The 15,852-nt window shown below is 64.6% G+C and carries 24 protein-coding genes; 4 read left to right on the forward strand and 20 right to left on the reverse strand.

The genetic code is table 11. The features are described from left to right. Positions 1 to 12 precede the first annotated feature (12 nt). From WIMU1_RS24475 to nrdH, 9 genes are read right to left on the reverse strand one after another with little or no spacing between them, the layout of a single operon-like run. The gene (locus WIMU1_RS24475; RefSeq protein WP_062801018.1) at positions 13 to 591 is read right to left on the reverse strand and encodes a thermonuclease family protein; all 579 of its coding nucleotides are present in this window, start codon (positions 589 to 591) and stop codon (positions 13 to 15) included. Between the two features lie 47 nt (positions 592 to 638). Further along, on the reverse strand, positions 639 to 857 hold the full coding sequence (locus WIMU1_RS24480; RefSeq protein ID WP_062801020.1) for an antitoxin VbhA family protein: 219 nt from the start codon (positions 855 to 857) through the stop codon (positions 639 to 641). Positions 858 to 901: 44 nt separating this feature from the next. Continuing rightward, the gene (locus WIMU1_RS24485; RefSeq protein ID WP_062801021.1) at positions 902 to 1,699 is read right to left on the reverse strand and encodes a Fic/DOC family protein; all 798 of its coding nucleotides are present in this window, start codon (positions 1,697 to 1,699) and stop codon (positions 902 to 904) included. A 31-nt stretch (positions 1,700 to 1,730) separates the two neighbouring features. Beyond that, entirely contained in the window at positions 1,731 to 1,961 is a 231-nt protein-coding gene (locus WIMU1_RS24490; RefSeq protein WP_120803102.1) for an antitoxin VbhA family protein, read from the reverse strand. Positions 1,962 to 2,007: 46 nt separating this feature from the next. After that, a complete protein-coding gene (locus tag WIMU1_RS24495; RefSeq protein ID WP_062801026.1) occupies positions 2,008 to 2,598 on the reverse strand; it encodes a hypothetical protein in 591 nt (196 codons plus the stop codon). A gap of 20 nt (positions 2,599 to 2,618) precedes the next feature. Then, on the reverse strand, positions 2,619 to 2,828 hold the full coding sequence (locus WIMU1_RS24500; RefSeq protein WP_023961495.1) for a hypothetical protein: 210 nt from the start codon (positions 2,826 to 2,828) through the stop codon (positions 2,619 to 2,621). Next, positions 2,825 to 3,457, reverse strand: a complete 633-nt coding sequence (locus WIMU1_RS24505; RefSeq protein WP_062801028.1) for a DnaB-like helicase N-terminal domain-containing protein — start codon at positions 3,455 to 3,457, stop codon at positions 2,825 to 2,827. Before WIMU1_RS24505 ends, WIMU1_RS24500 begins: the two co-directional genes overlap by 4 nt. A 32-nt stretch (positions 3,458 to 3,489) precedes the next feature. Beyond that, entirely contained in the window at positions 3,490 to 3,876 is a 387-nt protein-coding gene (locus WIMU1_RS24510) for a hypothetical protein (protein ID WP_245969323.1), read from the reverse strand. 14 nt (positions 3,877 to 3,890) lie between these two features. Beyond that, positions 3,891 to 4,136 (reverse strand): glutaredoxin-like protein NrdH, encoded by a 246-nt coding sequence (gene nrdH / locus WIMU1_RS24515; protein ID WP_062801029.1) that lies wholly within the window; start codon positions 4,134 to 4,136, stop codon positions 3,891 to 3,893. Positions 4,137 to 4,655: 519 nt separating this feature from the next. On the opposite strand from nrdH, the gene WIMU1_RS24520 reads away from it, so the two are divergent. Next, positions 4,656 to 4,955, forward strand: a complete 300-nt coding sequence (locus WIMU1_RS24520; protein WP_147431453.1) for a hypothetical protein — start codon at positions 4,656 to 4,658, stop codon at positions 4,953 to 4,955. Between the two features lie 53 nt (positions 4,956 to 5,008). Here WIMU1_RS24520 and WIMU1_RS26300 read toward each other — a convergent pair whose 3' ends face one another. Beyond that, positions 5,009 to 5,167, reverse strand: a complete 159-nt coding sequence (locus WIMU1_RS26300) for a hypothetical protein (RefSeq protein WP_157366811.1) — start codon at positions 5,165 to 5,167, stop codon at positions 5,009 to 5,011. A gap of 274 nt (positions 5,168 to 5,441) precedes the next feature. Here WIMU1_RS26300 and WIMU1_RS24525 point away from each other — a divergent pair, with 274 nt between their 5' ends. Beyond that, positions 5,442 to 6,641, forward strand: coding sequence for an IS110 family RNA-guided transposase (locus WIMU1_RS24525; protein WP_062801035.1), 1,200 nt, complete (start codon positions 5,442 to 5,444; stop codon positions 6,639 to 6,641). A gap of 339 nt (positions 6,642 to 6,980) precedes the next feature. On the opposite strand, the gene WIMU1_RS24530 is transcribed toward WIMU1_RS24525, so the two are convergent. From WIMU1_RS24530 to WIMU1_RS24575, 9 genes are all read right to left on the reverse strand, one after another. Further along, the gene (locus WIMU1_RS24530; RefSeq protein WP_062801037.1) at positions 6,981 to 7,994 is read right to left on the reverse strand and encodes a DUF3560 domain-containing protein; all 1,014 of its coding nucleotides are present in this window, start codon (positions 7,992 to 7,994) and stop codon (positions 6,981 to 6,983) included. Positions 7,995 to 8,081: 87 nt separating this feature from the next. Then, complete coding sequence (locus WIMU1_RS24535) at positions 8,082 to 8,471, reverse strand: hypothetical protein (protein WP_062801039.1); 390 nt, start codon at positions 8,469 to 8,471, stop codon at positions 8,082 to 8,084. A gap of 30 nt (positions 8,472 to 8,501) precedes the next feature. Further along, positions 8,502 to 9,083, reverse strand: coding sequence for an LPD29 domain-containing protein (locus WIMU1_RS24540; protein ID WP_062801041.1), 582 nt, complete (start codon positions 9,081 to 9,083; stop codon positions 8,502 to 8,504). Between the two features lie 1,152 nt (positions 9,084 to 10,235). Continuing rightward, positions 10,236 to 10,592, reverse strand: coding sequence for a hypothetical protein (locus WIMU1_RS24550; RefSeq protein WP_062801045.1), 357 nt, complete (start codon positions 10,590 to 10,592; stop codon positions 10,236 to 10,238). A gap of 140 nt (positions 10,593 to 10,732) precedes the next feature. After that, on the reverse strand, positions 10,733 to 11,047 hold the full coding sequence (locus tag WIMU1_RS24555; RefSeq protein ID WP_062801047.1) for a hypothetical protein: 315 nt from the start codon (positions 11,045 to 11,047) through the stop codon (positions 10,733 to 10,735). 132 nt (positions 11,048 to 11,179) lie between these two features. After that, positions 11,180 to 11,848, reverse strand: coding sequence for a hypothetical protein (locus WIMU1_RS24560; protein ID WP_084248551.1), 669 nt, complete (start codon positions 11,846 to 11,848; stop codon positions 11,180 to 11,182). A gap of 259 nt (positions 11,849 to 12,107) precedes the next feature. Next, positions 12,108 to 12,428 carry a hypothetical protein gene (locus tag WIMU1_RS24565; protein ID WP_062801051.1) on the reverse strand — a complete coding sequence of 107 codons (321 nt, stop codon included), beginning with the start codon at positions 12,426 to 12,428 and terminating at the stop codon, positions 12,108 to 12,110. 52 nt (positions 12,429 to 12,480) lie between these two features. Then, positions 12,481 to 12,831 (reverse strand): hypothetical protein, encoded by a 351-nt coding sequence (locus WIMU1_RS24570; protein ID WP_062801053.1) that lies wholly within the window; start codon positions 12,829 to 12,831, stop codon positions 12,481 to 12,483. 70 nt (positions 12,832 to 12,901) lie between these two features. Continuing rightward, complete coding sequence (locus WIMU1_RS24575) at positions 12,902 to 13,339, reverse strand: hypothetical protein (protein ID WP_062801055.1); 438 nt, start codon at positions 13,337 to 13,339, stop codon at positions 12,902 to 12,904. A gap of 503 nt (positions 13,340 to 13,842) precedes the next feature. Between WIMU1_RS24575 and WIMU1_RS24580 the strand changes: the two genes are divergently transcribed. Together WIMU1_RS24580 and WIMU1_RS26555 are read left to right on the forward strand one after the other, a co-directional pair. Next, entirely contained in the window at positions 13,843 to 14,445 is a 603-nt protein-coding gene (locus tag WIMU1_RS24580; RefSeq protein ID WP_062801057.1) for a lipoprotein LpqH, read from the forward strand. Beyond that, the gene (locus WIMU1_RS26555; RefSeq protein ID WP_218017670.1) at positions 14,445 to 14,918 is read left to right on the forward strand and encodes a hypothetical protein; all 474 of its coding nucleotides are present in this window, start codon (positions 14,445 to 14,447) and stop codon (positions 14,916 to 14,918) included. The genes WIMU1_RS24580 and WIMU1_RS26555 overlap by 1 nt, the downstream gene beginning before the upstream one ends. A gap of 618 nt (positions 14,919 to 15,536) precedes the next feature. Here WIMU1_RS26555 and WIMU1_RS24590 read toward each other — a convergent pair. Beyond that, positions 15,537 to 15,830, reverse strand: coding sequence for a HigA family addiction module antitoxin (locus WIMU1_RS24590; protein WP_062801060.1), 294 nt, complete (start codon positions 15,828 to 15,830; stop codon positions 15,537 to 15,539). Between the last annotated feature and the right edge of the window lie 22 nt (positions 15,831 to 15,852).

Genomic DNA, 15,852 nt, shown 5'->3' on the forward strand with positions numbered 1-15,852 from the left:
CAGTGGCGGGGGTTAGCTGTCGGTCGGGCAGTGGCCCCACAGTCCGTGACGGTCGCGTTGAGCGTCAGTCTGGGCGGCGCGGAAAGCATTCCGGTAGCGGTAGCGGGTGCGGTCGTAGGTGTATTCACGGGCAGCTCCGGCTTCGATGAGCGCCAGGTTGAACAACCGCTGATCCTGAACGGTCCACACGTACGCCAGCTGGCGGTCGTAGCGGTCGGTGTCGCCGACGGTCTGGTCGTGTTCGAGTCGCACCGCGCGGCCGGTGAGGATCGTGCTGGTGTAGTCGCTCGCTTGTGGCCCGAAGCATTCGATGGGGGCGTTGGGTTTGACGGTTTCGGGGGTGTCGACGCCGATGAGCCGGACGGTGGAGGTGGCGCCGGCTCGATCGGTGACCTCGATGGTGTCGCCGTCGACGACACGACTGACTGTCACCTCGGGCCCGGCGGTGTCGGGGATCTGCCCGCGCATCACATCGACGGCCGTGTCAGTCACGGGCGCGACGTCATCGTCGGCAACTGAGGCGCAGCCTCCCAGCAGGGTGGCTGCGCTGAGCGTTGCGGCGGCGATGAGTGCTCGGTAGCGAGAGGCCATGTGCACGAGGTCCTGTGTTCGGTGGGTGGCTGGGTCGGCTTGCGCGTTCAGGCGTCCGGAAACCGGGCGTCCACACGCGCCAGACCACGCCGCACGTATTCGTCGCCGTCGATGTCGCCGCGTTCCAGCGCGGTCAGGTCAGCGATGTCGTCGCGGTCCGGGGCCCAGCCGTCGAGGACGTGGCTGGCGATGTTGTTGTGCACGTTCCACTTCTGCGCGATGGTCAGGCCGGCGAATAGGTCGGCGTAGCTGGGTTCTGTGTTCACCTAGGATCTACTTCCTTCGCGGCCTGCGTTGCGTGCTCCGGTGGTTAGCGTTCGATGCCGTGGTGGTGTCCGGGGCGTTCGGGGCCGTTGTCGCGGTACTGGTGTGGGGTGTCGGGGAGCTGGTTGTAATGGACCGGTTCGGGATGTTGTTGGTAGGCGATGGGTTCGGGGCGTTGGTCGTAGCTCAGCTCGTGCTGGTGGTCGTGCGCCGGGCTGGTGGTTTCGGCGGCGGGTGTGGGGGTGGGCCGTTCGATGGTGATGAACTCGAACACCGGGGTCAGGGCGGCGGGCCGGGTGGTGAAGTCGCCGGCCTCGGGGCGGCTCATCCCTGAGCGCATGTTCCACACGTAGGGGTCGATGGCTGTGAAGTTGTAGTCGTAGGCGGATTGTTCGGCGATCTGGGCCATGAACAGTTTCGCGGCCCGGCCGTTGCCTTCACGGAACGGGTGGGCGTGATTGATCAGGGTGTAGATGACCGCTGATTGGTCGGCGAACTCGCCACGGTCCACTGTCGCCCACGAGGTTTCGGCGGCGGTGGTGGCGGCCGCGGCAAGGTAGTGGTCGATGTCGTGGCGGTGCGCGAACGGTTTGCCGTCTTTGCTCATGTTCACTTCGCGGTACTGCCCGGCCCACTCGTACACGTCCTGGAACAGGTAGCCGTGCAACGCTCGCAGGTGTTCGACGTCGAACGTGCGCTCAATCTGGGCGGTGCCGTTGCGGATCAGTTCTTCTCGGGCGGCGGTCCAGATGTATTCCTCGCCGGAGAGGTCGTGCTGGTTGTGGTGGCCAAGTTTGTTGGCCAGCACCGTGGTTCCTGGCCAGTAGTAGTCGTCCCAGTCCATCGACTCGACGTTCCCCCCGCGTGTCGGTTGTTTAGGACGGTGAGCGTTTGGCGGCCAGTCCGGCGCGGCCGCGGCGCACGTACTCCTCGAGGGTGATGTCGCCGCGTGTGAGGGCGATCAGGTCAGCGACGTTGTCGCGGGTGGGTGTCCACCCTTCCATCACGTTGTTGGCGATCGTGTTGTGCACGGACCACTTTTGCTCGATGGTCAGCTCGGCGAACAGGTCGGGGTAGCGCACTGCCCATTCGGGTTCCTGTGTCATGACGGTCATCGTATTTCTCCCTCGCGTGCTGTGGTGGTGGTCTGTGTCAGCGTTCGATGCCGCGGTGGTGGGCGGGCCGTTCGGGGCCGTTGTCGCGGTGTGGGGTGTCGAGGAGCTGGTTGTAGTGCACTGGTTCGGGGTGTTGCTCGTAGTGCTGCGGGGCAGGGCGCTGATCGGCGGCTAGGTGCTGTTGCTCGGGCAGGTGCTGGTTGCCGGCCAGTTGCAAGGCAGGTTCGGGGTGCGCGGTGTGGGGGTGGGTGTACTCGCGCAGCTGCGTACGGAGCTCGACGACATCGTTGTAGGCCTGGCGTTCAGAGTCCGAGGCGCAGGCCTGTGCCCGGTTCGCGGCCACGGCGAGCATCTCGGGCAGTGGCAGGGTGCTGCCGACGCTGGGTTCAGCATGGATGCGGTGGCCGTCGACGAGTCGGTCGTAGTGGTCCATTGCCCATCCTGCCGACCCCAAATCGCGCCACAGATTTGATGATTCGACGTGCCAGGTGCGGGTGTCGGTGTAGGGCTCGTCGATGGCGCGTTCAGGCACGGTGACAAAAGCGGCCGTCACGGCGTAGCCGCGGTCGCTGCGCCGCAGGGACACATCAGCGATGTGGGTGTGGTCGGGAACTTCGTAGTAGCTCATCGAGAGGTCGTCCTTTCGGGTCAGAACAGGGTGTGTTGGGCCTGGGCGGCGGCAGTGTCGGTAAGCCGTTCGTAGGCGGCGGCCATCCGCTGCACGGCGGCGTGGGGTTCTTCGAGCTCATCGGCGATCTGTTCCCAGCTCATGCCTTCGTCGTAGTGCATGTGCCAGGCCATCTTGTGCAGATCCTCGGCCCGCAACACCGGACCCCCGCTCACGTAGTCGGTGCTCATGCGGTGCCCTGGTGCAGGCGGGCGAGCTGGTCGCGTTTGGTCAACCACAGTTCTTCGGCCCGCTGTTGGTGGCCGGTGAGGCTTTCCCAATGGCCGGCGAGCTCCTCGACGCTGACGGTCTCGCGGATCTGGGACATGCGGGCCAGCAGGCCGGCGTAGCCGCGGCGGTACCACTGGTCGATCACTTTGGCGGCCAGGTGCGGCAGTTCCACACCACCGATCAGCGGTCCCTGAGCGGGGGACAGGATCGCGAACAAGTGCTGCTCGACGCGGGCCAGGCGGCCAGTCTCGAACAGGCGAGCTTGGACCAGGACCGGGTTGGCAGGGCCGCCCTCGTCCAAGACGCTGCACACCGCGTCGAAGATTTCGGTGTGAGCCGGGCTCCAGAACGGATTCCACCGGTCGGGTCCGGTCATGATCTGACGGACCTGCTGGGCAAGGTCTTTCGGTGCCCACATCAACGCGGTCAGGAACGCAGCCTCAACGCTGGTGGTGATGGCGTCTTCGGTACTGACGTCGGGGCCCAGGTGGCTGGGGAACTGATCGACGGTCAGGACCTCGTCGTCTGCGGGCATCTCGCCGGCGGCCGCCGCCGGGTCGGTAACCATGTCACTGGCGGTGATCGTCATGGGGTCCTCCTCGTCAGTCATCGGTTCGTGGGTCAGGTGGTGGCGTAGGCGGCATCGGCATAGACGCAGCCAGGGCCGTGGGGGTCGCTGATGTGTTCGTGGCATTCGGTGCAGCACTCGTCGTGGTCGTAGATCAGTCCCTCGGCGTGCCGCCACGCACGGTCCTCGTGGGCTTTGTGCGCCCGGTGGGCCATCGCCTCGAGGTGAGCGGCATGGTCGGTGTCGCCGGCAGTGCGGGCGGTAACAGCAAGGGCCTCGAAGCGGGCTGCTCGGTCGGCGTAGGTGCTGCGGCGATCTGTGGTCACGGCGTGGGCTCCGATCAAAGAAGGCTTGGGAGAGGGGGAGTGGGTGTCGGTCAGGCTGTGGAGCTCGCCGGCACTTGCCCACCCTTCCGGGGTTGTGACGTTGTAACTGCTCATTGGGTTTCAGCTCTTCATGCCGCTGCGCTGGCAGCGAGTGCTTTGATGCGGTCGGGCCGGAAGCCGGACCAGTGGTCGTCGCCGGCCACCACAACGGGTGCTTGCAGGTAGCCCAGTCCCATCACGTAGTCACGAGCCTGGTCGTTGGTGGTGATGTCCACGACGGTGTAGTCCAGGCCGTTCTTGTCGAGGGCTTTATAGGTGGCGTTGCACTGCACGCACGCAGGCTTGGTGTACACGGTGATGGTGTGCTCAGTCATTGTTTTGGCCTCTCGATTAGTTACGTGCGACTGGTTGAGTTGATACGTCTATTCTATTTCTTATTGCGTTGATTCGCAACACTTTCCGTGAATTGGTGTGCATTCTTCGGTCATTCCTTTTTTGGGCATTTCCTGATATTAGCGCCGCCCTGTCGGGGTGGTTTCGAGTCACGTTGTGGAGGAGAGAAAGGGCCGCGATATAAGCGGATCGGCGCGCCAGCGGCGGGTAGCGCGTGGGTCTTTGTCGACGAAGCTGCTTGACGCGGGGCCACCCCGATCCAGTCAGAATCGGCGCATCAGGGGATGACCGGCCAGGTAAGACAAACATGCAGCGCACACCACACGTATGGGCTAGGGTGGAGACGTCGGATTGGCGTCGGACACCCTGTCAGAACTCGCTCGCATGCATGTGTGAGCGAGTGGTTTGTGGTGCGCGTTGTGGGCGCCCTGTGTGCTGACCCTTTCTGTCCATTCGGCTCAACCCTGGGCCTGAATTTCCGCATATAAAGGGGGTTCATTGTGACAATCGCAAAGAGAATCGGTGTTGGGCTCAGCGGAATTGTGGCCGCTGCTGCTGTGTCATTGGCGGCGGTGCCGGCCGCCGGTGCTGACACCATTAACGTGGTGCAAAAGACGCGGCATTGGTGGGACAATGCGACGTATTACGAATACGGGCCGTTTCGCGATGCGAATCATTGCATTGGTTTCGCGAAATCGAATCCGCAGCTGTCGGAATTGTTCATGGTCAATGAAGCGGTGTGCGGTGCCGACAGCATGACCTCGCCGTGGCACTTGAACGCGCCGATCAACATCCTGTAAGCCGACGCACCGTAGGTGGCCCCACCCTTGCGGGTGGGGCCTGGCGGCCGCCGCTAGCTGGTCTCGGCGAACGGGTCAGATGGTGTGCCGTCGGGCAGGTGCCAGTCGGTTTCGAGTTGGCTGGTTCCGTCCTGGCGGATCGTGTGGGTGGTGATGCCTTCTCGGATGATGATCGTTCCGTCGATGTCGGCGTAGGCAGTGGTGATGGTCATGGTGGGTTCCTTAGGATCGTTGTGTCTGGGGTTAGGTGCTCTAGATGGCCAGGGCGGCAGGGTGAAGCTGATGGTTGGTTGATTCTCGGGATCTTTAGGAGAATGGCTGCCCCGCCGCTGTGGTGGCTCTGGTCGCTAATTGAGATCTGACGCTGCTCGTACTGACGCGAATGGGCTGTGGTCGCTGCTCTAAGGACCTGACGACGGGGTTGCCTATGGCCGAGGCTTTTCGTCGGAAGGCAGCAGGTATATGGCCCTTACGAGACCGGATTCGATGGCAGCGTGGATCGGTATTGATGTCGGCAAGTCGCATCACCATGCGTGCGTGATCGACTCTGAAGGGACCAAGCTTTGGGACCAGAAGATCGCCAATGACGAGACCAAGATCGAGGCGTTGATCGACCGTGTCGTGACCACCGTAGAAGGACCGGTGGTGTGGGCCGTTGACCTTGTTTCGCCCGCCGCCGCGCTGCTGAATACCACTTTGCTGCTGCGCGAGCAGACCGTTGTTTATGTGCCCGGCCGCACCACCTCGGTGATGGCTCCGGTGTTTCGCGGCGAGGCCAAGACCGATGCCAAGGACGCTCGGGTGATTGCAGACACGGCTCGGATGCGGCGGGACCTGTCGCCGGTCGTGGTCGAAAATGATCTGGTTGCGGAGCTGCGGCAGTTGCATGCCTACCGCACCGATGTGATGGCCGACTGGGTGCGGGGCATCAATCGGTTGCGCGACATGCTCGGCAGCATCTTCCCAGCTCTTGAGGCTGCGTTTGACTACTCGACTCGGTCGCCGCTGATCCTCGTCTCGCGGTTCTGCACACCCGCGGCGATCCGTAACGCCGGCGAAGCTGGCGTGGCGAAGTACTTGCGTGAGAACAAGGCCTGGGCCAAAGGCATCCCCGCGATGGCCGAGGCCGCGGTCGTAGCGGCGAACGGTCAGCGGCATCGGCTGCCCGGCGAAGCCGGCACCGCACGGCTGATCTGCAAGTTGGCCGCCCGGCTGCTTGAGATCGATCGCGAGATCAAGGATCTCGATAGGGAGATCGCTGCGCTGTTCCGGACGCATCCGTCGGCGAGAATCATCGAATCGCTGCCAGGAATGGGTCCTGGTCTCGGTTCGGAATTCCTCGTCATCACCGGCGGCAACATGGTGGCCTTCCGCGATTCCGGGAAGCTCGCCTCCTATGCCGGGCTGGTTCCTGTTCCTCGCGATTCCGGTCGAATCACTGGCAACATGCACCGACCGAAACGCTATAACCGAAGACTGCGACGGGTGTTCTACATGGCCGCTCTCTCGAGCCTGAAAACACAAGGGCCGTCTCGAGAGTTCTACGACAGGAAACGCGCCCAGAACATGGTTCACACCAAGGCTCTGATCGCCCTCGCGCGGCGACTCGTCGACGTCCTGTGGGCACTGCTGCGTGATGGGCGGGAGTTCACTGTCGACGTGCCAGGAGCCGCTACCGCTGCTTGACATCGTCATTAAGATTCTCCTCGTTGTGGGCGACGCTGTCGGCTTCGCAGTCGCTCAGTGCGGGGTGGGCGGTCAACCCCGAAGAGCAGCGGCGGCCGGAAGCCACTTTCACGCGAGCGCAGCGAGTGTGGGTGTGAAAGTGGTTGGAGCGCACGGGCGTAGCGCAGCGGAGAACGGGCGGAAGCGCCGGTGCGTGGGTTGACCGGTCGGGCCCCCGGACTGAGAGAATGAGAAGACGCGCGCCCCTTGGTGACCACACGGACGAAGCTCGGGCCGAAGGCCCGACTAGTCGGGTGGCCGCGCAGCGGACATACCGTCACGCTGCGCGGCCACACCGTTTTAGCCGGCCTTGTCCGCCTCGCCTGCGCCGGTGGTGTTCTGGTCCGCAGTGGTGGTGCGGTGGCCGGTGAGGTGGGCGTATTTGATGGTGTGGGTGAGGGTGCCGCCGCCGTAGGCGGGATATTCCACGGTCACCGATTTGGGGTTGACCCGGCGGACTCGATACCAGTCGTCGTGCCGGCCGCGCACCAGATCCCCGACACTGATGGTGTCGCGGGTGTAGTTGGTGGTGTCGCCGCTGGCGATCTGTTGCTGGCGGACCTGTGTCCAGTAGGCGATGTCCTCGGCGCGTTGGGCCATGCGGGCGGCGACCCGCTCGCGGTATGGGCCGGCCGCTGCCGTGGTGACCTCTTCGCGTTTGTCGCCCGCGGCGTCGGTGAACAGGGTGCGGCGGTGCCCGTCGAGTCTTCTTTGGTCGGCGCGCTGTTCGGCCTCGAGTGTGTCGATGCGGTTGGCCACGGTGACCGGGTTGTACCGGTGCTCGGTGGTCGCGGCGGCCGCCGCTGCGCGCTGCTCGACAGCCTTGGCGGTGTTCTCGGCCTCCACGGCCTGACCGAGTGTCTTCCACGCTTTGTCGATCGCGCCCCGGTGCCGGCGTTCGGAGTGATGGCCGATCTTGATCGGCTCCCCACCTGGGGGCAGGGCGTCGGTGGCGGCGCGTTCTCTCGCCCACGCGGCTTCGGCGTCGCTCTTCTTGCGTTCGGCTTTCGCGGCCAGGGCGGCGGCGCGGTCGTCTTGGCGGGCCAGGCGGTCGGCCTCGGCCTCGGCCGCTGGCCGGTGGGTGCGGTCGATCTCCACGGTCACGGTGTGGCCGGCCTCCCGCAAGGCGTGGGCGGCGCGGTTGATCTTGTAGTCGTTGGGCTGGCGGTCGCGGCTTCCGGCGATGCCCCACAGCCCCAGCGTGCGGAACCAGCGAAACCCGTTGGCTTTCAAAATCGTGTTCGTGCCGTCGCCTTTGCTGGTGCCCTCGACGAGGGTTCCGTCTGCGTGGGTGTGGCGAATGGTGATCGTCATAGCGGCGTAACTCTTTCCTGTGGAGTGGATATTGATGTGTGGGTGGCTGCCCGTGTGAGGGGTCGGGCAGCCACCCGGCCGGTCGGTTTACGAGGTGGTGGGCTCGTCCCATCGGCCGGGGCGTAGCCCGGTGTCGCGGTCGCTGGGGTCGCTCCACCGGTCGGCGATCTCGGCGAGGCAGTCCCACCGTTCGCGTTCGGTCAGTCCTGGTGCCCAGCTGGCCCAGCGGCGGCCGGGAAGCATCGGGTTCAGGGCGCAGGGGTCGCGGCGGGCGGCCGCTTTGACGCACACCGATTCCACGGTGAGCTGCTGGTCGTAATTGACTCCGCCGATCTCGCGGACAGCTTCGGTGATGGCGTCGACCACCTCGGGGCGGGTGGCGGCGATGTTGGCTGCTGCCCACAGGATCCCGGTGAACGTGCGGGCCAGCTCGTCGGGAATGACAGCGGGAGCGTAGGCGCTGGTGGTCGAGGTCATGACGGGGGTCCTTTCGGTGGGTGGGGTAGGTCAGCGGGTGTGCAGTGCCGGCGTGGGCGTGGTGAAGTCGGTAAGCGATAGGGCGCTGGTGATCGCGGTGCCCAGGTCGTAGGGGTTACGGGGCAGCGGTTCCCCCAGGTAGGAGAGCCAGCGGCCGGCGTCGAGGGTGAGCATGGACGCTGAGCGGTGCAGGGTGTTGTAGGTCAGGGCGTCGGGGTCGATACCTTCAACGGCGAATGCTGCTGAGATCCAGGTGTTTTCGTCCATGAGCTGACGCACGGTGGTGCGCACTGCATCGTCGGTGAATGTGCGTTCGCCGTTGATCCCGTCGCACGAGTACGAACGCACGTCGGGCAGCTTGGCCGGGTCCGTGCACACCAGGCGGTCGTCGAGCTGGTCGTAGCTGTCGGTCATCCCGTTGAATTGGGCGCTTTGAAACCCGAACCACTCGTTTTGGGCTTGGGTGTAGGCCGGTCCGTCGACCCAGGCGACCCGCAGCCATGCGCTGGCGGTGCCGCGTCCGGACCGTACCGAGAACTTCACGGTGGGCCAGGTGGCGCGCAGGTGCTTACGCAGCTCGGCGGCAGTCTCTTTCGTGGTGAACTTCGGCATGGTGACCCTCCCGGCCTTGGTGCGGCAGACCTGGTGTCCGCCAACTTTTTTGCCCTTCTGGCAATGGAGATAAAGACCGGCATAGGAGGACAGAACACAAGACCGCGGGCGGAAAGTTTTCACGCGGAGCGCCAGCGGAGTACGGGTGTGAAAAGTTTCCGAGCCCGAAGGGCCGCAGCCGGGGCCTTGTGTGGCGGACGACGCCGGTCATGATCGGAAGGCCAGAAGGGACAAAACGACCCAGCCCGGCCGTCAGGCCGGGTCACAGTGCGCCGCAGGCGCTCGGTTCAGGTGACCGCGCAGCGGGCAAACAAAGAAGGCCGGCCACCTAGATCAGGTGACCGGCCTAAACGGAACGGGTGTGGCTCCACGCGATCCCGCCGGAAGCTAGCTGTGCGGGAGCTGCGCTACGCCGCGGGAGGGCTCGGTGCCGCGGCAGCTCTTGAATTGAGTAAGAGCTAGCCCGGATGCGGCGGATTCCGTCAGAACGTGGTCGACGTACCCGCTGTGTTGGTCGGACTAGGTCTCATCCGAGAAAATCCGTCTGCGGACAAGTCAGGGGTGTTGCAGGGCCATTCCCTGTCGCCTTACCCAGTAGTATGGAGAACACTTCCCTTCGAAGGGGAAGCATTGTCTGGGAGTACCTTCGGGCTCTCCCTGTCCCCGATATGAGGAAGGAGGTAATGGCTATCGCCGCCGGAAATAAAAAAATCCGGAACGGCTGGACCAAGTTTTTTGTGCTGACCCAGCTCGTCCGGAATGGATATCAGTTCATCCGTTGGTTCTCTGATCAGATGTAGTTCGATTCTCTGATCAGATCGTCGAGAGGAACATCTAACCGTGTCCGTCGTCGTCATTGCCGTGGCGGCGGCGGACCCCTTCACTGTAACGAGATTTTTTTTCTTTTGCCAGATCCACAAAGCGCGTCGTTTTAACGAATCGTCCGTCGGTCGTTAGGCCTGGTAGATGACGTTTTGCTTGGTGTGACGACAGGTCACTTTGGTGACCATTCGTATCGGCTGCGATACCAGGCCATCGCTCGCGACTGAGGGTGTCGCCTCATTCCCAAATGGGTTCTGGCAGCGCCTGTTACGGATCATTTGGTGATCGGTTTGGTGCTGTGACACATGTCTGGTCAGTGAGGGCGTCCACTCAGTAGCGGTGATCGTGGTTGAGCTTTGAGGCGAGGAGTGCTGCGGCGGTGGTGAGTGCTGCGGTGGTCACGATGATGAGGACGCCGACGGGGAGGGACACGGGGCTGCCGAAGAACGCGCCGACGAAGATGCTGAGGAGGAATGCTGTTGGGCCTGCGACGATGAGTGCGCCCAAGCCGGCTTTCTCGTCTCTGGTGGTGCGGTTGTAGATCGCGACGAAGAGGCCGATGGCTGCGATGGTGAGCGCGAGTCCGAATCCGGTCCATTGGAGGGCGTTGAGGACCCCGTCAGATAGGGGTGGACGCACTGGTTCGATCGTGTCGATGCTGCGAATGTCGTTGTGACTGGACGCCATCAGTCAGAACCTTTCACTGTTGTTGGTGCTGTTCGGTAGTCGAGGATCGGTGAGCAGAGCTATGCCGTGGCGTTGCTGGTTGCTGGGTGTCCCCTCCCGTTGGCCAGGGTGCCATATGTGTCTGACGGCGGGGAGTGCTGTCAGTAGAGCGTTGGTTCTGGTGAGTAGGCGGTGCCGGTGTCGCGGACGTGGATGGCTGCGTTGGTGAGCCACTCGCGGTCGATGTTGCCGTGTTCGTCTCTGCCTGCGCCGGCGAGGAGTAGGGGGTTGTCGTCGATGCTGATGGTGAGGAATGGTGCGCCGTTGGGTTGGTGGCCGGCGAGGTGGTCGAGCGCAGCGAGTGCCGCGTCGCCGGCGGCGTGGTGGGCGTCGGTGTAGGTGGTGTCGGCGTTGGCGATCAGGATGCCGTTGTGGGGGTCGGTGAGGGTGAATGCGGTGACGCTCCAGCAGATCATCAGTGAGGTCTCCTTGTCGGCGAGTGGTTGTGGTGGTGACAAGGATGCCGCGCGGCCCCTCGGGCCGCGCGGCATGTGTGGGTCCCCAGACCCGGTTGTGCAGAGTGGTCCGGGTCTGGGGATAAGCCTGGGTTAGTGCTGGTCGGCGGGTGGGACGGGGCCGCTGGCGAGCCATCCGGTGCCGGTGATTTTGTAGCGGTGGGCGGCGCGTGGTCGCCAGCTTTCGGCGGCGGAGTTGTCGGCGAATTGGTCGCCGTCGTCGAACGTGGCGATGGCGAGTTTGTGGGCCTTTTTCATGGTGGCGACCATGGTGTCGATGGCGGTGGTGTCCATCAGGGCCAGGGTGAGCGGCGACATGGTGAGCCGGACGTAGGGGAGCACTTTCTGGGTCGCGGGGTGGGTGAACTGTTCACGGGCAGCGGCACCGAGGGGGCCTCGGGTCCAGCGCAGGGTGGTCTGCATTTCGGGGTATCCGCCGGGCAGGATGCCGGGGAGCATGGTGGTTTTGGCCATGCCCATGCGGGCCTGGCGGGCGGTGGCGAACAGTCCCAGGACGTGCTGGACCTGTTCGCAGCTCAGGAATTGCATGGTGACGCCGGGGAATTGGACTTGGACCATGGCGACGCCGGTCCCGGCCGCGATGACGTCGACGCGGGCGCGTTGTTCTCCGCAGACGGTGACCGCGACGTTGGTGACTACACCGTTGGTGCGGAGCGGTAGCGGGGTCTTGATGTGTTCGGGGCGGCTGCTGGCGATGCGGCGTGCTTCTTGGGCCTGTGCTCGTGCTTTCCCTGCGACCATGGCGACGTCTCCCTCGAAATCGGTGGCAGACCTGGTGTCCGCCAACTTTTTTGCCCTTCTGGCAATGGAGAGGTGGACCGGCAGAGGACAGAACGGAGTGGCAGGTGATCGGACAGTTTTTCAGCGAGCGCAGCGAGTGCGGGTTGAAAAAGTGTTCGACCCCGCAGGGGCGATAGTCACCTGTTCGAAGTGGCGGACGAACCGGTCACACTCGGAAGGCCAGAAGGACAAAACGTGACCGTGCCGAAGGCCGGTCACGTCACGCGGATCTCGGCCGCAGGCCAATCATTGCGCGCCGCCAGGCGCTCCGTTGAGGTGACCGCGCAGCGGGCATGGTGGTGCTTGCGTCCAGGAACGCGGTGGCGACGGGTACGAAGTCGCCGGGCTCGACGTCGAAGCCTTCCCCGTGCGTGACGCAGTGGTGCAGCACGGCGAGGCGGGCCAGGGCGGTGCCCAGGTCGGGGTGAGTTTCGGTCCACGCGTTCGCGACGTAGTCGGTCCACCACAGAACGAACGTGTCTCCGTCTGGGGAAACGGTGGCGTGCAGGTCGGGGAGGGTGAGGGTGGCAACGGCGTTCATGGGGGTTCTCCTGGATCGGGGGCTGTGGCTCAGCACATTTCGGGACGGTGGGTTAGGTGACGGTGCGGCAGTGGCGGCATTCCCATTGCCCGCTGATGCGGCTGCAGGTGCGTCGCTGCTCGCAGAGCCAGCACCGCTGGTTGGCTCGGGTGATGGTGTCGCCGGTCTGATCGGCGGCCGCTGCGGCGGCGGCCACGGTGAGCTGGGCGCGGTGGGCGGCGCGGACCTGTTGGTCGCGGTCGTGCTGCTCGGCCTCGGTCAGCGGCGGCCGGGTGCCGGCACGCAGGTAACCGGTGAACGCCCGCGTGCAGTCCGAACAGACGTCGCCTTGCTCGGCGATCGGGTTGGCGCACCCGGGGAGCACGCACCGGGCGAACAACTCCAGTTCGGTGACGCTGTTCATGTCGGGTGCCTTTCGGTGATGATGAGCGGCAGGCGGGCCACCGGGTCGGGGGGTGGCCCGCCCACCCACATCAGTGATCGGTGTGTCCTTCGCCGTCTGCGGTGTCGCGGCGTAGGTGCGCGGCCAGGAACGTGTCGGCGGCGGTCGGGCTTCCGGCCGCCCGCAACGCGGCGACGGTCGCTTCGGCTTCGAGGCAGGTGAGGGCACCGGCGATGTCGTCGGCCACGTCGAGGCCGCCGAAGATGTCGGCCCACACAGTCAGCGCGTCGGGTGCCTCGGCCGGGGTTCCGACGTCGACGGCGCTCTGCCAAAACTCCAGCGCCTCAGCGTTTTGGTCGCTGTAGGGCGGCAGCCCGGTTCCGGCCCACGCGGGCTGTATCTCATGGTTGATGGAGGACAGTTGGTCCCCGCGCCACGCTTCGGCGGATCCGAGCACGGCCAGGACCGATGCGACGGCGAGCTGGGCGCGGCGCGGGTTGATGCGATTGGCGATCTCGGCAATGTCCATGACTGGCGTCTCCCTCGGGTCGGTGCGGCAGACCTGGTGTCCACCCACTGTTTTGCCCTTCTGGCAAGGGAGAGGTGGACCGGCTCAGGAGGACAGAACACAAGACCGTGGGCGGAAAGTTTTCACGCGGAGCGCAGCGGAGTGCGGGTGTGAAAAGTTTTCGAGCCCGCAGGGCCGCAGCCGCGGTCTTGTGTGGCGGACGACGCCGGTCACACTCGAACGGCCAGAAGGGACAAAACGATGAAACCGGCCGCCAGGCCGGTTACAGTGCGCCGCAGGCGCTTCCGATCAGGTGACCGCGCAGCGGACATTCCCGGGCACCGGGTCGGCACGGAACCGCGAGAAGGCCGGCGGACTTCCGTCTGAAAGGGCTCCCCGCCTCAGAGCGGAGCATGCGGGGAACGGCCGGCCATCGTGTCAACTACGAACGCACCCGGCCCTGCGGAACCCGTGCTGCATAATCCGTCCTGGGCAGCCATCAGCACTGCCATCAGGGGGATCACATGAAATTTGTCGGCATGGTCGCGCTCGCCACTGCGGCATGCATGCTCGTCGCCTGCACGACCCAGCCACCGCCGGACACCTCGGAGAGTGGCTACATCGGGGTCGAGATCGGTTCCGGTGAGACGGCCACAACGCCCGACCCCGGTGCGACGGTTCAACGCGCCACCATCGAAACCACCGTGGACGGCCAACCGATCACCATCATCGAGTTCACCAAGATCTGCACCCGCAGCGGTGACGGTGATGCCGTGACTGTGTCCGCCGAAACTCACGGCTACGGGTACGACGACAACAGAAACAACAACTACAACACCGGAGTCGGCCTCGGAAGCTTTGACATCGAACTCGTCGGACTTCGTAACGCCGCCCCCACCGTCAAGCGGGTCAACATCAGCCAGCCCACCGGCCCAGACGCTGGTATCTGGGTGTACGTCGCCAACAACGTTGAAGGCGAGGGCAACACCGGATCGGCCACCGCAACAATCGAATCCCCAGACACCTACACCGTCACCGGAAGCGCACCCGACCCCCTCGCCCCGACGCGCACGAAGACGTTCACCGCCAGAGCAACATGCCAACAACCGGCATTCCCGGCACCGTGATGAACACTCCGAGCACCAGAATCAACATCCCCAGAGCCGTCCTCGGCCTCGTCTGCGTACTGATGTGGACGCTTACCGCCTGCACCACCAGCGACGGTGACGTTGGATCATCGAGCGCCACCGAATTGCGTTCAAGCAACACGTCCACCACCACTGCCGGCCCGCCCGTCCTGATCGACACGGCAGCGCCCGACGACCTCGTCCCGCAACTTCCGATCGTCCTCACCGTCGACGGCCAAACCTTCACCATCACCGAACGCGACGGCGGACACGACTACAACTGGGACAACGGACCCAACCCCGACTACGGATTCTCAGAGAGCGCGCCTCAAACGGCACAGATCTCAGCAGACGACGCAACGAAGGTTCGACCCCCACCATCCCCGCCGACCGGCACACTCGGCCACTACCGCAACAGCATCCGCGACTTCCTCGGCATGATTAACCCCAACACCGGATACATCGAGGAGTAGCGCAGCAAACGAGTCTGCAGATCAGCGACACCGGGGTTCAGTGGTCCGTACTGGACTCCGTCGATGGTGGTGCAGACGTCATGATGTGGCCTTTCGGTGGGTGGCGCTGACGCCTCGCGGTCGGGCTGGCCGGGGTGGGCTGTCAACCCCGAAGAGTCCCGGCGGCCGGAAGCCTCTTTCACGCGAGCGCAGCGAGTGGGGGTGTGAAAGTGGTTGGAGCGCACGGGCGCAGCGCAGCGGAGAACGGGCGACACCGCCGGGGCGTGGGTTGACAGGTCGGGGTCCCCGGCCAGCCACCATGAGAAGGCGCGCGCCCCCTGTGGTGACCACCACGGCGAAGCTCGGACCGCCAGGTCCGAGAACGCGGACTGAGGGGGAGAGAAGCCTGGCCAACGCGACACAGGTCTGGGGAGAAACGTGTCGGGACCGGGGGGAGTGGTCCCAGGACCGGGGGGATGGTCCGGTTGGCCAGGCTCTCGGTGAGCACGCTAGCAGGACGAACTGACATTGCCCATCTGAGCGGCCACGTCGGGGCGAAGCGGGACAGGTCGTCTCACCTGTCCCGCATCGTTATTGCGTTGAGTTGGATGTCCGTCAGGACGTTGTAGCGGATCGGGGTTAGGCGTCTTCGAGGACTTTGACGGTGGACAGGTCGGTGGTTTCTTTGGCGACTTCGAGGTCGTAATGGGTTTGCATGTTGAGCCAGAAGGTGTCGCTGATGCCGAACATTTTGCCCAGGCGCAGCGAGGTGTCGGGGGTGATGGCCCGCTTGCCGTGGATGATTTCGTTGATACGCCGGGGCGGGACGTTCATCAGATCGGCCAGTCGGCGCTGCGAGAGGCCCATGGGCTGCATGTAGTCCTCGAACAGGACGATGCCGGGATGGATCGGGGGGTGGGCTGTGGTGGTCATGATGGGCGTTACCTCTGATTGG

The organism is Williamsia muralis NBRC 105860 (assembly GCF_001598915.1).
GTDB classification, from domain to species: Bacteria; Actinomycetota; Actinomycetes; order Mycobacteriales; family Mycobacteriaceae; genus Williamsia; species Williamsia muralis.

Excerpts from the sequence above, each read along its gene's own strand:
- WIMU1_RS24555 (WP_062801047.1), bottom strand. The coding sequence starts at position 11,047 with ATGATCTGCTGGAGCGTCACCGCATTCACCCTCACCGACCCCCACAAC.
- WIMU1_RS24580 (WP_062801057.1), top strand. The coding sequence starts at position 13,843 with ATGAAATTTGTCGGCATGGTCGCGCTCGCCACTGCGGCATGCATGCTC.
- WIMU1_RS24540 (WP_062801041.1), bottom strand. The coding sequence starts at position 9,083 with ATGCCGAAGTTCACCACGAAAGAGACTGCCGCCGAGCTGCGTAAGCAC.
- WIMU1_RS24530 (WP_062801037.1), bottom strand. The coding sequence starts at position 7,994 with ATGACGATCACCATTCGCCACACCCACGCAGACGGAACCCTCGTCGAG.
- WIMU1_RS24485 (WP_062801021.1), bottom strand. The coding sequence starts at position 1,699 with ATGGACTGGGACGACTACTACTGGCCAGGAACCACGGTGCTGGCCAAC.
- WIMU1_RS24560 (WP_084248551.1), bottom strand. The coding sequence starts at position 11,848 with ATGGTCGCAGGGAAAGCACGAGCACAGGCCCAAGAAGCACGCCGCATC.
- WIMU1_RS24565 (WP_062801051.1), bottom strand. The coding sequence starts at position 12,428 with ATGAACGCCGTTGCCACCCTCACCCTCCCCGACCTGCACGCCACCGTT.
- WIMU1_RS24590 (WP_062801060.1), bottom strand. The coding sequence starts at position 15,830 with ATGACCACCACAGCCCACCCCCCGATCCATCCCGGCATCGTCCTGTTC.
- WIMU1_RS24550 (WP_062801045.1), bottom strand. The coding sequence starts at position 10,592 with ATGGCGTCCAGTCACAACGACATTCGCAGCATCGACACGATCGAACCA.
- WIMU1_RS24570 (WP_062801053.1), bottom strand. The coding sequence starts at position 12,831 with ATGAACAGCGTCACCGAACTGGAGTTGTTCGCCCGGTGCGTGCTCCCC.
- WIMU1_RS24475 (WP_062801018.1), bottom strand. The coding sequence starts at position 591 with ATGGCCTCTCGCTACCGAGCACTCATCGCCGCCGCAACGCTCAGCGCA.
- WIMU1_RS24490 (WP_120803102.1), bottom strand. The coding sequence starts at position 1,961 with ATGACACAGGAACCCGAATGGGCAGTGCGCTACCCCGACCTGTTCGCC.
- WIMU1_RS26555 (WP_218017670.1), top strand. The coding sequence starts at position 14,445 with ATGAACACTCCGAGCACCAGAATCAACATCCCCAGAGCCGTCCTCGGC.
- WIMU1_RS24510 (WP_245969323.1), bottom strand. The coding sequence starts at position 3,876 with ATGAGCAGTTACAACGTCACAACCCCGGAAGGGTGGGCAAGTGCCGGC.
- WIMU1_RS24500 (WP_023961495.1), bottom strand. The coding sequence starts at position 2,828 with ATGAGCACCGACTACGTGAGCGGGGGTCCGGTGTTGCGGGCCGAGGAT.
- nrdH (WP_062801029.1), bottom strand. The coding sequence starts at position 4,136 with ATGACTGAGCACACCATCACCGTGTACACCAAGCCTGCGTGCGTGCAG.
- WIMU1_RS24575 (WP_062801055.1), bottom strand. The coding sequence starts at position 13,339 with ATGGACATTGCCGAGATCGCCAATCGCATCAACCCGCGCCGCGCCCAG.
- WIMU1_RS24495 (WP_062801026.1), bottom strand. The coding sequence starts at position 2,598 with ATGAGCTACTACGAAGTTCCCGACCACACCCACATCGCTGATGTGTCC.
- WIMU1_RS24505 (WP_062801028.1), bottom strand. The coding sequence starts at position 3,457 with ATGACGATCACCGCCAGTGACATGGTTACCGACCCGGCGGCGGCCGCC.
- WIMU1_RS24525 (WP_062801035.1), top strand. The coding sequence starts at position 5,442 with ATGGCAGCGTGGATCGGTATTGATGTCGGCAAGTCGCATCACCATGCG.
- WIMU1_RS24535 (WP_062801039.1), bottom strand. The coding sequence starts at position 8,471 with ATGACCTCGACCACCAGCGCCTACGCTCCCGCTGTCATTCCCGACGAG.
- WIMU1_RS26300 (WP_157366811.1), bottom strand. The coding sequence starts at position 5,167 with ATGACCATCACCACTGCCTACGCCGACATCGACGGAACGATCATCATC.